Origin of the sequence: Streptomyces palmae (genome assembly GCF_004684805.1) — a bacterium.
In the GTDB taxonomy this organism is placed as follows: domain Bacteria; phylum Actinomycetota; class Actinomycetes; order Streptomycetales; family Streptomycetaceae; genus Streptomyces; species Streptomyces palmae.
In genome coordinates this window covers 1-16404 of the sequence record NZ_SRID01000134.1, presented here as the reverse complement: position 1 = coordinate 16404, position 16404 = coordinate 1, and the positions used below count along the sequence as shown (strand labels likewise).

Genomic DNA, 16404 nt, shown 5'->3' with positions numbered 1-16404 from the left:
CACCTCGGCATCGGCCTCGACACGCTCCAGCAGACGCGCCGCCTGCCCCCGCAGACCCGCCTCCGAAACACCGGACAGCACCCACGGCAACGGCACCAGCCCATCAGCCACCGGCACCGGCTCGCTTTCCTGGACGGGCTCGACCGACTCGGCCGGAGCCTGCTCCAACAGGACATGCGCGTTGGTGCCGCTGATCCCGAAGGAGGAGATGCCCGCCCGACGCGGACGCCCGGTCTCCGGCCAGGGGGTCGAGTCGGCCAGCAGCTGGATGGTGCCGGAAGACCAGTCCACGTGCGGGGTGGGCTCGTCCACGTGCAGCGACTCCGGCAGCACCGCGTGCCGCATGGCCAGCACCATCTTGATCACGCCCGCCACACCGGCCGCCGCCTGAGCGTGCCCGATGTTGGACTTGATCGAGCCCAGCCACAGGGGCTGCTCCGTGGAGTGCTCCTGGCCGTACGTGGCCAGCAGCGCCTGCGCCTCGATCGGGTCACCCAGCGTGGTCCCCGTACCGTGCGCCTCCACCACGTCCACCTCGGCGGCCGAGAGCCCGGCGTTGGCCAGGGCCTGGCGGATGACCCGCTGCTGGGCGGGACCGTTGGGAGCGGTCAGGCCGTTGCTGGCGCCGTCCTGGTTGATCGCGGTGCCGCGCACCACGGCCAGGATCTCGTGTCCGTTGCGCCGCGCGTCGGACAGCCGCTCCAGCAGCAGCATGCCCACGCCCTCGCCCCAGCCGGTGCCGTCGGCCGCCGCCGCGAACGGCTTGCAGCGGCCATCGGGTGCCAACCCCCGCTGGCGGCTGAACTCCACGAAGGCGACGGGGCTGGCCATCACGGTCGCGCCACCGGCCAGCGCCAGCGAGCACTCGCCCTGCCGCAGCGCCTGGGCCGCCCAGTGCAGGGCGACCAGCGAGGAGGAGCAGGCGGTGTCGATGGTGACGGCCGGGCCCTCCAGCCCGAAGGTGTAGGAGATGCGGCCCGAGGCCACGCTGCCCGCGTTACCGGTCAGCAGGTAGCCCTCATGGGCCTCCTGCGCCTGCTGCACGGCGGCGCCGTAGTCGTGGTAGGTGAGGCCGCAGTACACGCCGGTCTGGCTGCCGCGCAGGGTGGCCGGGTCGATGCCGGCGCGCTCGATCGCCTCCCAGGACGTCTCCAGCAGCAGCCGCTGCTGCGGGTCCATGGCCAGCGCCTCACGCGGCGAGATCCCGAAGAACGTCGGCTCGAACTCGGCCGCGTCGTAGAGGAATCCGCCTTCTCGGGCGTAGGTCTTGCCCGGGGCGTCGGGGTCGGGGTCGTAGAGCCCGTCCACGTCCCAGCCGCGGTCCACCGGAAGGCCGCCGATCGCGTCCTGGCCTCCGGCGAGCAGCTGCCACAGCTCCTCGGGGGTCCGTACGCCACCGGGGAAGCGGCATCCCATGCCCACGATGACGATCGGGTCTTCTCCCTCAGCGCTACCTCTGGGAGGTGTCCCCACCGTCCGGGCGGCGGGCGCCGGGGTGAGCACCGCGTTCTCGCCTTCCCCGCCCAGGACCTCGGTGTCGAGGTAGCGGGCCACCGCGGTGGGCGTGGGGTAGTCGAAGACCAGGGTGGCCGGGAGCTTGAGGCCGGTGGCGGCCCCCAGGCGGTTGCGCAGTTCCACGGCGGTCAGCGAGTCGAAGCCGAGCTCCTTGAAGGCCCGTTCCGCCTCCACCGCCTCCGGATCGGTGTGCCCGAGGACGGACGCCACGCTGCCGCGGACCAGTTCCAGCAGTTGCTGCTCGCGCTGCTCGGCGGAGAGCCCGGAAAGCCTCCGCAGCAGCGGGGAGGTGCCGTCGGCGGCCGGGTCGGCGCTGCTCGCGGCCCGCCGTGCGGGAGTGCCGATGAGTCCGCGCAGCAGGGCGGGCATGGCGGTGGTACGCGCCTGGGCCCGCAGGGTGGCGACGTCCAGGTGCGTGGGCACCAGCAGGGCTTCGCCGGCGGTGTGCGCGGTGTCGAGGAGTTCCAGGCCGTCCCGGGAGGTCAGCGGGGTCATGCCGAACCGCGCCATGCGGGCCATGTCGGTGTTGCCGAGGTGGCCCGTCATCTCACTGCGTTCGGCCCAGAAACCCCAGGCCAGCGACAAGCCCGCCAGGCCGCGTGCCCGCCGGTACGACGCCAGACCGTCCAGGAACGCGTTCGCCGCCGCATAGTTCCCCTGCCCCGCAGCACCGAAGGTCGCAGCGGCCGAAGAGAACAGCACGAACGCCGACAGGCCCAAGCCCTCCGTCAACTCATGCAGATTGACCGCCGCGTCCACCTTCGGACGCAACACCGCGTCAACCCGCTCCGGCGTCAACGACTCGATGACCCCGTCATCCAACACACCCGCCGCATGCACCACACCCGACAACGGATACTCCGCCGGAACCGCCGCCAGCACAGCCGACAACGCCTCCCGATCCGCCGCGTCACAGGCCGTCACCGTCACCACGGCGCCCAGCCCGACCAACTCGGCCTCAAGCTCCGCCATGCCGGGAGCGCCACGACCACGCCGGCTCGCCAGCACCAGATGCCGAACCCCGTGCTCGACCACCAGATGCCGGGCCACCAAACCACCCAGCACCCCACTCGCACCGGTGATCAACACCGTGCCCTCAGCACCCCACACGGTGTCGGCGGCATCCTCCGCCGCCGCGCCGGGGCCGCTGGTGGCCCGGGCCAGCCGGGGCGCGAACAGCGCGCCCGAGCGCAGCGCCAGCTGCGGCTCTCCTCCAACATGGCCTCTGGGAGGTGCCCCCAGGGCGAGGGCCTGCGCCAGCACGGTGGCGGGACAGTCCCGGCCGTCCGTGTCGAGCAGCACCAGCCGACCGGGGTGCTCGGACTGGGCGGCCCGTACCAGGCCCCAGACGGCTGCCGAGGCCGGGTCGGTGACGTGCTCACCTGCGGTGGCGGCCACCGCGCCGCTGGTCACGATCGTCAACCGGCTGTCGGAGAACCGCTCGTCCGCCAGCCACCGCTGCACTACCTCCAGCACCCGATTGACGGCGGCGCGCACGGCGGCCGCGTCGAGTGCCGGGTCGCCGGCGGGCGGGCAGGGCAGGAAGACATGCCCCGGCCGGTCCGCCGTCTCCAGCGCGGAGGCCAGCGCGGTCAGGTCGGCGAAGGCGCCGAGCCCGCTGCCGACCGGGGCGATCCCCAGCCCGGAGAGCGCGGCCTCGCCCTCGCTGCCGAGCACCGCCCAGCCGGCCATGTCTGCCGAGTCGGTCGGCACCGGCGCGGTGACCCAGTCCATCCGGAACAGCGAGGTGTGGGTCCGCGTCGAGTTGCCGGCCGCCAACTGCTCCGGGGTGACCGTGCGCGGCACCAGCGAGTCCACCGAGGCGACCGGGCTGCCGGACTCGTCTGCCAGCAGTACGGCCAGGCCGTCCGCGCCGGTGGGGGTGAGCCGCACCCGCAGTGCGGTGGCCCCGGTCGCGTACAGGGACACCCCGCTCCAGTCGAGCGGCAGCCGGACCGATCCGGCCTCGCCCTCCTCGGGGTGCGCCGCGGCGAGGTCCGCGGCATGCCAGGCGGCCTCCAGCAGCGCCGGGTGCAGCCCGAAGTGCGCCGCCTCGGCGCGCTGCCCCTCCGGCAGCACCACCTCGGCGTATATCTCCTCGCCGAGCCGCCAGGCGGCGGTCAGCCCCCGGAACGCCGGCCCGTACCCGGCCCCGGTCCGCTCCAGCGCCGCGTACCGCCCATCGAGGTCGAGCGGCTGGGCACCGGTGGGCGGCCACTGCGCCAACTCCTCGGATGCCGGGTGACCGCCGCCGGCCAGCAGGCCGGAAGCGTGGCGGGTCCAGGGCAGCACCTCGGAGGCGTCCTGCGGCCGTGCGTAGACGTTCACCGGCCGCTGTCCGGCCTCGTCCGGTCCGCCGACCACGAACTGCATCTGTACGGCACCCTGCTCGGGCAGCACCAGCGGGCTCTCCACGGTCAGCTCCGCCAACCGGTCGCAGCCCACCGCGTCACCGGCGTGCAGCGCCAGCTCCACCAGGGCTGCGGAGGGCAGCAACACCGTGCCGGAGACCGTGTGATCAGCCAGCCAGGGGTGCGACTGGAGAGACAGACGACTGGTGAAGAGGTACCCGTCGGAGTCCGGCAGCGCCACCGCCGCACCGAGCAGCGGGTGATCGGCGAAGCCGAGCCCGGCCGCACCCACATCCCCCGCCCTACCGGACGGCTCCACCCAGAAGCGACGGCTCTGGAAGGCGTAGGTGGGCAGCTCGACCGCCTGGGCGCCGGTGCCTTCGAACGCCTTCCGCCAGTCCACGGGGGCACCGGCGGTGTACGCCTCGGCCAACGAGGTGAGGAAACGGTCCAGGCCGCCCTCCTCGCGGCGCAGCGAGCCGACCGCGGTCGCCGGTACGTCCGCGTCCTCGGCGGTCTGCTCGATCCCCACCGTCAGGACGGGGTGGGCGCTGGCTTCGATGAAGATCTGATGCCCATCGGCCAGCAAGGCCCGTACGGTCTCGTCGAAGCGGACGGTCTGGCGCAGGTTGCGGTACCAGTAGTCGGCGTCCAGGACGGCCGTGTCGATCGGCTCAGCGGTCACCGTGGAGTAGAAGGGGACAGTGGAGGTACGGGGGGTGATCCCGGCCAGCACCTGCCGCAGTTCGCCCTCGATCTTCTCCACATGAGCGGAGTGGGAGGCGTAGTCGACGGGGATGCGACGGGCTCGAATCTCCTCCCGCTCGCACTCCGCCAACAGCTCGTCCAGGGCCTCGACATCACCCGAGACCACCACGGAGGACGCGCCATTGACCGCGGCCACCGACAGCCGCTCACCCCACCGCGCCAACCGCTCGGATACGGCCTCGTGCGGCAGGGACACGGACACCATGCCGCCCAGGCCCGACAGGGCCAACAGCGCCTTCGACCGCAGCGCGACGACCTTGGCCGCGTCCTCCAGGGAGAGCGCCCCGGCGACCGCCGCCGCCGCGATCTCACCCTGCGAGTGCCCGATCACCCCCGCCGGCTCGACCCCGTACGAGCGCCAGACCTCCGCCAGCGAGACCATCACCGCCCACAGCGCGGGCTGCACCACATCCACCCGCTCCAACGAGGCGGCACCCTCCACACCCCGCAGCACATCCACCAACGACCAGTCGACAAAGCGACTCAGCGCCGCCGCGCACTCCGCCACCCGCTCGGCAAAGGCCGAGGACGCGTCCAGCAGCGCGGCACCCATCCCCAGCCACTGCGAACCCTGACCGGGGAAGACGAAGACCGCCCGGTCACCGGAGCCGGCAACGCCGCGCACCACACCCGAGGCATCCCGCCCCTCGGCCAGCGCACCCAAACCGTCCAGCAACCCGGCACGGTCCGCACCCAGCACCACCGCACGGTGCTCGAAGGCCGCACGGGTCGCCACCAGGGAATGCCCGATGTCGGCGGCCGACACCTCAGGCCGCTCCCCCGCGAAGGACAGCAGCCGCTCCGCCTGCGCCCGCAGCGCCTCGTCCGACTTGCCCGACACCAGCCAGGGCACCACCGGCAGCACCGACTCACCGGCGCCACTCTCGGCCGCCTCCGCCGCAGGGGCCTGTTCCAGCACCACATGCGCGTTGGTGCCGCTGACGCCGAAGGCCGACACACCGGCCCGGCGCGGCGCCTCACGATCCGGCCAGGGAGTGGCCTCGGTCAGCAGCCGCACCGCGCCCGCCGACCAGTCCACATGCGGCGAGGGCTCATCCACGTGCAGCGACTCCGGCAGCAGACCATGCCGCATCGCCAACACCATCTTGATCACACCCGCCACACCAGCGGCGGCCTGCGTATGACCGATGTTCGACTTGATCGACCCCAGCCACAGCGGCTGGTCCTCGGGACGGTCCTGGCCATAGGTGGCCAACAGCGCCTGCGCCTCGATCGGGTCACCCAAGGTCGTACCCGTACCGTGCGCCTCCACCGCATCCACCTCGGCGGCCGACACACCGGCCGCCGCCAGCGCCTGGCGGATCACCCGCTGCTGGGAAGGACCGTTCGGCGCGGTCAGGCCGTTGCTGGCGCCGTCCTGGTTCACGGCGGTGCCGCGCACCACCGCCAGGATCTGGTGGCCGTTGCGCTGGGCGTCGGACAGCCGCTCCAGCAGCAGCATGCCCACGCCCTCGCCCCAGCCGGTGCCGTCGGCCGCCGCCGCGAACGGCTTGCAGCGGCCATCGGCCGCCAGCCCCCGCTGCCGGCTGAACTCCACGAAGCCGCGGGGCGAGACCATCACGGTGACGCCGCCGGCCAGGGCCAGCGAGCACTCGCCCTGCCGCAGCGCCTGCACCGCCAGGTGCAGGGCCACCAGCGACGACGAGCAGGCGGTGTCCACGGTGACCGCCGGGCCCTCAAGACCGAAGGTGTAGGAGAGCCGGCCGGAGACCACACTCGCCGCGTTACCGGTGGCCAGATAGCCCTCGGCGACCTCCGGCGCCTGGTCGAGCAGGGACACGTACTCCTGGCCGTTGGTGCCGAGGAACACGCCGGCCGGGGTGCCGCTCACGGTGGCCGGGTCGATTCCGGCGCGCTCCCACAGCTCCCAGGTGGTCTCCAGCAGCAGCCGCTGCTGCGGGTCCATGGCCAGGGCCTCACGCGGCGAGATGCCGAAAAAGGCGGCGTCGAACCGGTCCGCGCCGGTCAGGAAGGCGCCGTCGCGCACATAGCTCTTGCCGACCGCCTCCGGGTCGGCGTCGTAGAGGCCGTCGAGGTCCCAGCCGCGGTCGGCCGGGAACGAGGACACCGCGTCCTGACCGGCGGCCAGCAGCCGCCACAGGTCCTCAGGGCTGCGGACCTCGCCGGGGAAGCGGCAGCTCATCGCCACGATAGCGATCGGTTCGTCTTCCTGACCGGTGGGCCGGGTGGCGGGCAGCCCGTCCTGCCGCGCGTCCGGGGTGCCGAGCAGTTCGGCGCGGAGATGGCGGGCCAGGGCGGTCGGCGTCGGGTAGTCGAAGACCAGGGTGGCGGGCAGTTGGAGGCCGGTGGCCGTGCCGAGCCGGTTGCGCAGCCCGATCGCGGTGAGCGAGTCGAAGCCCAGCTCCTTGAAGGCCCGGCCGGAGCCCACCGCGTCCACTCCGGTGTGCCCCAGCACCAGGGCGACCTGGGCACGCACCAGCTCCAGCAAGGTGCGCTCCTGCTCGGCGCTGTCGAGCCCGGCCAGACGGCTCACCAGCGCGGTGGCCCCCTCGGTGGCTCCGGTGCCCTCGCCAGCGGTGTCGCCGTGGGCGTGCGCCCGGCGCAGCTGGGGCAGTTCGGCGAGCAGGCGCCGGAACAGCTCGGCGTCGAAGGCGTCCGCGAAGCGCTCCCAGGCGACGTCGAGGACGGCGAGGAAGGTGTCGTCCTGGTCCAGGGCTTGCTGGAGTGCGGCGACCGCCGACTCGGGTGGCATGGGTGCCAGTCCGCCGCGTCGGAGCGTACGGTCCACCTCGGTGCCGCTGGTGGCCATGCCGCCGTCGGCCCAGGGGCCCCAGGCGATCGAGGTCGCGGGCAGACCCGCGGCCCGGCGCTGCTCGGCCAGGGCGTCCAGGTAGGCGTTGGCGGCGGCGTAGTTGGCCTGTCCGGCGCCGCCCACGGTGGCCGAGGCGGACGAGAAGAGCACGAAGGCCGAGAGGTCCAGCTCGCGGGTCAGCTCGTCCAGGTGCCGGGCCGCCTCCGCCTTGGAGCGCAGCACGGTCTCGAAGCGTTCGGGCGTCATCGCGTCCAGGACGCCGTCGTCCAGCACGCCCGCGGTGTGCACCACCCCGGTCAGCGGCAACTCCGCCGGAATACGGGCCAGCAGCCCGGCCAGCGCCTCCCGGTCGCCCACATCACAGGCCGCGACGGTCACCCGGGCACCCAGCTCGGACAGCTCGGCCCGCAGCTCCTGCGCGCCCTCGGCGGCCGGACCGCTGCGGCTCACCAGCACCAAGTGCTCGGCACCGGCGCGCGCCAGCCACCGGGCCACATGCCCGCCCAGCGCGCCCGTACCGCCCGTGACCAGCACGCTCCCCGACGGGCGCCACACCGGCGCCCCCGCACGCACCCCGGCGGGGGTCAGCCGTCGGGCGAAGAGCCCGGAGGTACGTATCGCGAGCTGCGTCTCGCCGGTCGCGCCGGTGAGTACGGCCACCAGGCGGGCGGCGGTCCGCCCGTCCAGCACCTCAGGGGCGTCCAGCAGTCCGCCCCAACGCTCCGGGGCCTCCAGCGCCGCCGCCTGACCCAGGCCCCACAGCTGGGCCTGGGCGGCGTCGCGCAGCGGGTCCGCCTCGCCGGTGGACACGGCCCCCCGGGTGACGCACCACAGGCGTGCCCCGATCCCGGCGTCGCCCAGTGCCTGCACCAGGCCCAGGGTCAGCGCCAGGCCGGCCGGGACGGAGGCGTGACGCGGATCGCGCCCCTCCGCCAGGGACAGCAAGGACAGTACGCCGCCGAACCCGCCCGCGTACCGGTCGGCGGCCTCGCGCAGCCACTCCGTGAGCAGTTGGCGGTCGGCGTCGGACGGCACCTCCAGCACCACGGGGTCGCCCCTGCGCTCGGCCAGCTCCCGCAGGCAGACCTCGACCCAGGCGTCCTCGGCGAGCCCGGCCGGTACGGCCACCAGCCAGCGCCCGGACAGCGCGGCACCCGCGTTCGCCTCGGCCACCGGCGACCAGGTGGTGCGGTAGCGCCAGCCCTCCACCCGGGAACGCTCCCGACTCTGCCGACGCCAGGCCGACAGCACCGGCAACACCGCCGCCAGCGACTCACCCGCCTCAGCAGCCCCGTCCAACGCCAAGGTGTCGGCCAACGCGGGAAGATCCCCGCGCTCCACCGCATCCCAGAACCCGGCATCCACCGCGTCACCGGGCAGCGTCTCCCCGGCCGACGACTCCAGCCAGAAGCTCTCCCGCTGGAAGGCGTAGGTCGGCAGCTCGATCCGGCGCCCGGCGACCAGCCCACGGGCGGCCAGCGTCTGGGCCCAGTCCACCGCCGCACCCCGCACGAACACCTGCGCGAGCGCCTCGGCGAGCACCAGTGCCTCGTCCCGGTCGGCACGCAGCGCGGGGGCGAACGCGGCCTCCGGCAGGGACTCCTGCCCCATCGCGGACAGTACCCCGTCCGGACCCAGCTCCAGGAAGCTCACCACCTCCCGTTCCGCCAGCCCCCGCACACCATCGGCGAACCGCACGGCCTCGCGCACATGCCGCACCCAGTACCCGGACGAGCACAGCTCCTCGGCGGAGGCGATCCCACCGGTCAGGTTCGAGACCACCGGGATCGACGGGGCCGCGTACGACAGCCCCTCGGCCACCGCGGCGAACTCCGCCAACATCGGCTCCATCAACGGCGAATGGAAAGCATGCGAGACCCGCAGCCGCTTGGTCTTCACACCGGAAGCCGCCAGCGACTCGGCGACCTCCAGCACCGCGGTCTCAACACCGGACAGCACCACCGACACCGGGCCGTTGACGGCCGCGATGCCCACCTCGGCCTCACGCCCCACCAGCAGCGGCAGCACCGACTCCTCCGAAGCCTGCACCGCCACCATCGCGCCACCCACCGGCAACGCCTGCATCAACCGACCACGCGCCCCCACCAGCACACACGCGTCATCCAGCGACAACACACCCGCCACATGCGCGGCGGCCAACTCGCCGATCGAGTGCCCGCCCACGAAATCCGGACGCACACCCCAGGACTCCACCAGCCGGAACAGGGCCACCTCCAGCGCGAAGAGACCGCACTGCGTGTACGCCGTCTGGTTCAGCAGCTCGGCGTCCTCCGTGCCCGCCTCGGCGAACACCACCTCCCGCAGGGGTCGTTCCAGCACGCCATCGAACCGAGCGCACACCGCGTCGAAGGCGTCCGCGAACACCGGGTAGGCCGCATACAGCTCACGACCCATCCCGGGCCGCTGGCTGCCCTGGCCCGAGAACAGCACCGCCGACTTACCCGACGGCCCCGCCACCCCCTGGACCACGCCCACACCGGGCCGGCCGGCGGCAAGGCCGCTCAGCCCCGCCGCGAAGCCGGCCGCGTCCGTGGCCAGCACCACCGCGCGGTGTTCCAGCTGGGAGCGGGTGCCGATCAGCGAGGCCGCGACCTCCACCGGCGCGGCCTCGGCCCCCTCGGCGGCGTACGGCAGCAGCCTCTCCGCCTGGGCCCGCAGGCCCGCTTCGGAGCGTGCCGAGACCACCCAAGGCAGCACCGCCCCGGTCCCAGGGACCTCCGCGACCGGCTCAGTCATCTCCGCCGGCTCCACCGGTGCCTGCTCCAGCACCACATGGGCGTTGGTGCCGCTGATGCCGAAGGAGGAGACTCCCGCCCGGCGCGGACGCTCCACCTCGGGCCAGGCCGTGGCCTCCGTCAGCAGGGCGACGGCGCCCGCCGACCAGTCCACGTGCGGGGAGGGCTGCTCGGTGTAGAGGGAGCGCGGGAGCACGCCGTGCCGCATGGCCAGCACCATCTTGATCACGCTGGCGACACCGGCGGCGGCCTGGGAGTGCCCGATGTTGGACTTCACCGAGCCCAGCCAGAGGGGCTGTTCCGCGGTGTGCCCCTGGCCGTAGGTGGCCAGCAGCGCCTGAGCCTCGATCGGGTCACCCAGGCTCGTACCGGTGCCGTGCGCCTCGACCGCGTCCACCTCGGCCGCCGACACCCCGGCAGCGGCCAGCGCCTGCCGGATCACCCGCTGCTGGGAGGGACCGTTCGGCGCCGTCAGACCGTTGCTGGCGCCGTCCTGGTTGATCGCGCTGCCGCGCAGCACCGCCAGCACCTGGTGACCGTTGCGCTGGGCGTCGGAGAGGCGTTCCAGCAGCAGGACGCCGACGCCTTCGGCGAGGCCCATGCCGTCGGCGGCGGCCGAGAAGGCCTTGGAGCGGCCGTCGGCGGCCAGGCCGCGCTGCTGGCTGAAGCCGATGAAGGAGCCGGGGTTGGGCATGATCGCCACACCGCCGGCCAGGGCCAGGGAGCACTCGCCCTGGCGGAGTGCCTGGGCGGCCAGGTGGAGGGCGACCAGGGAGGAGGAGCAGGCGGTGTCCACGGTGACCGCCGGGCCCTCGAAGCCGAAGGTGTAGGAGATGCGCCCGGACACCACGCTGGAGGCGCTGCCGGTCATCAGATGGCCCTCGGAGCCCTCCGGGGCCTCGTGGATGCGGGGGCCGTACTCCTGGTAGTTGGAGCCGATGAAGACGCCGGTGTGGCTGCCGCGCAGACCGAGGGCGGGGATGCCGGCCCGTTCGAAGGCCTCCCAGGAGGTCTCCAGCAGCAGTCGCTGCTGCGGGTCCATGGCCAGCGCCTCGCGCGGCGAGATGCCGAAGAATCCGGGGTCGAACTCGCCCGCGTCGTAGAGGAACCCGCCCTGGCGGACATAGGTCTTGCCGGGGGCGTCCGGGTCCGGGTCGTAGATGCCGTCGAGGTCCCAGCCGCGGTTGGTGGGCAGGCCGCCGATGGCGTCCCCACCGGACATGATCAGCTGCCAGAGCTCCTCGGGCGAGCGGACGCCGCCGGGGTAGCGGCAGCTCATCGCCACGATGGCGACCAGGTCTCCGTCCTCACCTGCGGACGGGGCTGCGAAGGTGGTGGCGGGCAGGCCCGCCCGGTCCGCGTCGGGGGTGCCCAGCAGTTCGGTGCGGAGGTGTTCGGCGAGCGCGCCGGCGGTGGGGTAGTCGAAGGCGAGGGTGGCCGGGAGCGTGAGACCGGTGGCGGCGACCAGCCGGTTGCGCAGCTCCACGGCGGTCAGCGAGTCGAAGCCCAGGTCCTTGAAGGCCCGTCCGGGGTCCACGGTGTCCGGGGTGGCGTGGCCGAGTACCGCGGCCACGGTGCCGCGGACCAGCTCGACCAGGGTGTGGAGGCCCTCGGCGGGGGTCACGCCGCTGATCCGGGCGCGCAGCCGGGAGGCGGCGTCGGACTCGGCGGAGGCGTCCGCGCCGCCGCCCGCCTCCTCTCGCAGCCGGCGGGCTTCGGGCAGTTCGGCGAAGAGCGGGCTGGGCCGGGCCGCGGTGAAGACCGGGAGGAAGCTCTGCCAGTCGATGTCGGCGATGGCCAGGAAGGTCTGGTCGTGGTCCAGGGTCTGCTGGAGGGCGTCGATGCCCCGCTCGGAGTCGAGGAACCGCAGGCCGCGGCGGCGCAGCTGGTCCAGGTCCAGGCCCTCGGGCAGCTCCTCCCCGGTGGCGTCCCAGACACCCCAGGCGATGGAGGTGGCGGCCAGGCCGCGGGCGCGGCGCTGTTCGGCCAGGGAGTCCAGGTAGGCGTTGGCCGCGCCGTAGGCGCCGTGGTCGCCGACGCCCCAGACCCCGGAGACGGAGGAGAAGAGCACAAAGGCGTCCAACTCGCGGTCGCCCAGCAGCGCGTCCAGGTGGGCGGCGCCGGCGACCTTGGCGCCGAGCACCTCGGCGAAGTCGGCCGTCGAGGTGTCGGCCAGGGAGGCCAGGTCGATATGGGCCGCGGCGTGGAAGACCGCGGTCAGCGGGCGGTCCTCGGGGATGGCGGCCAGTACCTCGGCGAGGGCCGAGCGGTCCGCGACATCGCAGGCGGCGATCGTCACCGCGGTGCCCAGTTCGGCGAGTTCGGCGGTGAGTTCGGCGGCGCCGCGGGCCTCGGGGCCGCGGCGGCTGGTCAGCAGCAGGTGTTCGGCCCCGCCGCGGGCGAGTCGGCGGGCCAGCCGGGAGCCCAGGGCGCCGGTGCCGCCGGTGATCAGCACGGTGCCGCGCGGCGTCCAGGAGCGGGCCGGGCGCGCCTCGCCGAGCGGGGCGGGCACCAGTCGGCGCACCATGATCCCGGAGCCTCGGACCGCGATCTGGTCCTCGTCGGTGCTGCCGGTGAGCACCGCGGCGATCCGGGTCTGGGCGCGCTGGTCGAGGACTTCGGGGAGGTCCAGCAGGCCGCCCCAGCGGTCGGGGTGTTCCAGCCCTGCCACCCGGCCCATGCCCCAGGTCGCGGTCTGTGCCGCGCTGGCGATCCGGTCGGAGCTGCCGACCGAGACCGCGCCCCGGGTGGCGCACCACAGCGGGGCGTCGATCCCGGCGTCGCCCAGGGCCTGGACGAGGGTCAGGTTCCGGGCCAGGCCGACGGTGATCGCGGGGTGCTCGGGGTGCTCGGTCTCGTCGAGGGCCAGCAGGGAGAGCACCCCGGCCGGGGTGCCGTCCGCGTCGAGTGCCCGCAGCCGCTCGGCGAGCGCGGCGCGGTCCGTGGTGTCGGTGGTGTCCGTGGTGTCTGTGGTTTCAGTGGGTTCCCACTCCAGCAGCCGGACCCGCGCGCCATGCCGCTCCAGTGCCTCCCGGCAGGCGGCCACCAGGGCGGGGTCGGGGCAGGTCGCGGGGAGCGCCAGGAGCCAGTCGCCGGACAGCGCGGGGGCCGGGACCTCCGCCATGGGCTGCCAACTCACTCGGTAGCGCCAGTCGTCCACGGCGGCCTCGGCCTGGCGCCGGCGGCGCCACTGGGCGAGCGTGGGCAGGACGGTGCCGAGCAGCGCCTGCTCCTCGGCGCCCTCGACCCGCAGTGCGGCGGCCAGCGCCTGGGCGTCCTCGTTCTCGACCGCGGCCCAGAAGGCGGCGTCCCGGGGGTCGGTGCCGGAGCCCTGGGCGGCGCCGTCCTCACCCGAGGGTGCGGCGGTGAGCCAGTAGCGCTGGTGCTGGAAGGCGTAGGTGGGCAGTTCGACCTGGCGTGCGCCGGTGCCTTCGAAGACCTTCCGCCAGTCCACCGGCGCGCCGGCGGTGTGTGCTTCGGCCAGCGAGGTGAGGAAGCGGTCCAGGCCGCCCTCCTCGCGGCGCAGCGAGCCGATGGCGGCGGCCGGGGTGCCGGTGTCCTCGGCGGTCTGCTCGATGCCCACGGTCAGCACGGGGTGGGCGCTGGCCTCGACGAAGATCTGGTGTCCGTCGGCCAGCAGCGCCCGTACGGTCTCGTCGAAGCGGACGGTGCGGCGCAGGTTGCGGTACCAGTAGTCGGCGTCCAGTACGGCCGTGTCGATCTGCTCGGCGGTCACCGTCGAGTAGAAGGGCACGGTGGAGGTGCGCGGGGTGATGCCGGCGAGGGCGGACACCACCTCGGTACGGATCTTCTCCACATGAGCGGAGTGCGAGGCGTAGTCCACCGGGATGCGGCGGGCGCGGATCCCCTCGTCCTCGCACCGCGCCAGCAACTCCTCCAGGGCCTCGACGTCGCCCGAGACCACCACGGAGGACGCTCCGTTGACCGCGGCCACCGACAGCCGCTCGCCCCAGTGCCGCAACCGCTCGGCGACCGCGTCCTGCGGCAGTGGCACCGAGACCATGCCGCCCAGCCCGGAGAGGGCAAGCAGCGCCTTGGAGCGCAGCGCGACCACCTTGGCCGCGTCCTCCAGCGAGAGCGCCCCGGCGACCGCCGCCGCCGCGATCTCGCCCTGCGAGTGCCCGATGACCGCCGCCGGTTCGACCCCGTACGAGCGCCAGACCTCCGCGAGCGAGACCATCACCGCCCACAGCGCGGGCTGCACCACATCCACCCGCTCCAACGAGGCGGCGCCCTCCGCGCCGCGCAGCACATCCACCAGCGACCAGTCGACGTACCGGCTCAGGGCTTCGGCGCACTCCGCCACCCGCTCGGCGAACACCGGCGAGGAGTCCAGCAGCGCGGCCCCCATGCCCAGCCACTGCGAGCCCTGGCCGGGGAAGACGAAGGCCGTGTCGGCGCCGGGCCGGATGGTGCCGCGGACCAGGCCGGCGGTGTCCTCGCCGGCGCTGAGCGCCTCGAGGATCCGGGTGGTGTGCCGCGGGTCCTGTCCGAGGACGACGGCGCGGTGTTCGAAGGCGGTGCGCGAGGTGGCCAGGGAGAGGCCGAAGTCCACCGCCTCGGCCTCGGTCCCGGTGTCCGTCAGCCGGTCCAGCAGCCGCCGCGCCTGGGCGCGCAGGGCGGACTCGGAGCGGGCGGACAGCGGCCAGGGCACCACGGGCAGCCGGACCGGCTCGGCGGCGGGGGCGGTCCCGGCCGTCCCGTCGCCCGCCTCCGGCTCGGCCGGGGCCTCCGGGGCGGGGGCCTGCTCGATGATGGCGTGGGCGTTGGTGCCGCTGATGCCGAAGGAGGAGACGCCGGCGCGGCGGGGTTCCTCGTGCTCGGGCCAGGAGGTGGTCTCGGTCAGCAGCCGGACCGTGCCGGCGGACCAGTCCACATGCGGGGTGGGCTGGTCCACGTGCAGGGTTTCGGGCAGCAGCCCGTGCCGCAGGGCGAGCACCATCTTGATCACACCGGCGACACCGGCGGCGGCCTGGGTGTGGCCGATGTTGGACTTGAGCGAGCCCAGCCACAGCGGGCGCTCCGCGGAGTGCTCCCGACCGTAGGTGGCCAGCAGGGCCTGGGCCTCGATGGGGTCGCCGAGCTTGGTGCCGGTGCCGTGCGCCTCGACCACGTCGACCTGGCCGGCGGTGAGTCCGGCGTTCTCCAGGGCCTGGCGGATGACCCGCTGCTGGGAGGGGCCGTTGGGGGCGGAGAGCCCGCTGCTGGCGCCGTCCTGGTTGATGGCGGTGCCGCGGACCACGGCCAGGACCGGGTGGCCGTTGCGGCGGGCGTCGGAGAGGCGTTCCAGCAGCAGCATGCCGGCGCCCTCGGCGGGGCCGAAGCCGTCGGCGGCGGCGGCGAAGGGCTTGCAGCGGCCGTCGGCGGCCAGCCCGCGCTGCCGGCTAAAACCGGTGAAGGTGCCGGGGGTGGCCATCACGGTGACGCCGCCGGCCAGCGCGAGTTCGCATTCGCCCTGGCGCAGTGCCTGGGCTGCCAGGTGGAGGGCCACCAGGGAGGAGGAGCAGGCGGTGTCCACGGTGACCGCCGGGCCCTCCAGGCCGAGGGAGTAGGCGATGCGGCCGGACACCACGCTGATCGCGCTGCCGGTGACCAGGTGGCCCTCGACCTCTTCGGGGGCCTGGTGGACGCGCGGGCCGTAGTCGGGGGCGACGGCGCCGACGAACACCCCGGCCCGGCTGCCCTTGACGGTCGCCGGGTCGATCCCGGCGCGCTCGATGGCCTCCCAGGAGGTCTCCAGCAGCAGCCGCTGCTGGGGGTCCATGGCGAGCGCCTCGCGCGGGGAGATCCCGAAGAACTCCGCGTCGAAGTCGCCGGCGCCGGGCAGGAAGCCGCCCTCGCGCACATAGGAGGTGCCGGGCCGGTCGGGGTCCTCGTCGTAGAGGGCGTCCAGGTCCCAGCCGCGGTCGGCGGGGAAGGGCGTGATGGCGTCGCCGCCCTCGCTGACCAGTCGCCACAGGTCCTCGGGGGTCCGTACGCCGCCGGGGTAGCGGCAGCTCATCGCCACGATGGCGATCGGCTCCCGGGCCGCGGCCTCGACCTCCTGGAGGCGGTGCCGGGTCTGATGCAGATCAGCCGTCACCCGCTTGAGGTAACCGAGGAGCTTCTCTTGGTCCGACATCAGAACCTCACGTGGTGGTACGGGGAGCTCGGCGCGGCGGACGAGTTCCGGGATTCGGGGTACGGGCCGGGGCCCTGG

General features: G+C 74.0%; 1 protein-coding gene. It reads right to left on the bottom strand.

What is annotated here, in order from left to right; translation table 11 throughout:
• A partial coding sequence (locus tag E4099_RS15935) for a type I polyketide synthase (protein WP_135339726.1) occupies window positions 1-16326 on the bottom strand: 16326 nt, incomplete at its 3' end.
• Window positions 16327-16404: the final 78 nt, after the last annotated feature.